1 pseudogene is annotated in these 1,217 nt (G+C 74.7%); it reads left to right on the top strand.

Annotation, left to right across the window (positions count from 1 at the left end):
• Positions 1-1,060: pseudogene (locus tag AC5RWU_RS24290) on the top strand (hypothetical protein); the annotation flags it as partial.
• Positions 1,061-1,217 lie beyond the last annotated feature (157 nt).

Here is a 1,217-nt window from a genome sequence, read left to right as displayed (position 1 = left end):
TCCCCGGGATGGGGGTGTGCCGCCTAGAGGGAAGAGGGCACCATGGGTACATGGGCTTGTTAATCAGGGTCAGGACGCGGCGGCGGCTGCCGGGCACGGGACGGAACCGGAACCCCTGACGGCCGGCGGGGGCAGCGGCGGCACCGGACGCGGGGCCTTTGACTCCGGGGACCGGCGCTCCGGGTTGCCGGCGCCGCCGGTGCGCCTGGCCGAAGGCGAACCGGTGCCCGTGACCCTGCAGGACTGCCGCACGGTCCGCACCGTCCCCTGGCCGGACGCCGGCAGCGGGCACGCACGGCCGGTGACCTCCTTCGAGGCTGCCCGCCGCCGCCCCGGCCGGTGGGTCCCCGAACCCGGCATCCCGGGGGACCCGGACACCGGCACCGCCGGCACCTATTTCTACCGCTGCCGCCCCGGCCCGCCCGGCGGCCCGGATACCCTCGGGGCGCTGGTGATCGATCCGGTCCCCCACCCCGACTTCCCCGTCAGTGAAGAATCCCGGCGGGCCTTCGTGGACGGGCCCGAATACGACCCCGGCACCGAAGCCATCCTGATCACCGCCCCGCAGGACGCCGTTAAGACAAACACCGGGACGGAAAACACCGGCACGGAAACGGCCGGTCCGCAGGAACTGCTGCGCGTTTATGCCTGGCAGCCGGCCGACTCCCCCGAAAACCTCAAGCCCCTGCCGCCGGCCCTGGACGCCAACCTCGTCCCGGGGCCGAAGAAGCCGACGCTGCTGCGCCTGCTCAACGCCTGCACCCGCCCGGTGACCGCCCGTTTCACCGGCCCCGCCGCCGCCCCGGCGCCCATCGCGCAGCTGATCGCCCATGACAGCCGGCCCCTGCGCGACACCTCCGACCCGGCCGGGCCCGCCCCGCCCACCTGGGCCACCGCCCATCCGCTGGTCACCGCCGTCGTTGAAGTGCCTCCCGGCGGCCGCTGCGACCTGCTGCTTGAACCGCCCGCCCCGGGAACCTACCTGCTCACCGCCGGACCATCCAGCCCCGGCGGCCACAGCACCACCGCCGCCGCGCACCTCACCGTCACCGCCGCCTAGAACCGGGCCCCGGGCATCGGATCCCCGCAGGGCAGGGCTGTCCGCGTGCCGCCGCGGAACCGACGAGACAGGCCGAGGGAGGCAGACGGAGGGAGGCAGGCGGAGGGCGTTACCGTCCGGCCGGGGAACCGCAGAATCCGGCAGTGCTGATCGCGGC

The sequence above is a fragment of the Arthrobacter sp. B0427-1-12 genome (genome assembly GCF_059092905.1).
The sequence above is the reverse complement of the archived record's forward strand: the minus strand, read 5'-3'. Positions and strand labels throughout refer to the sequence as shown.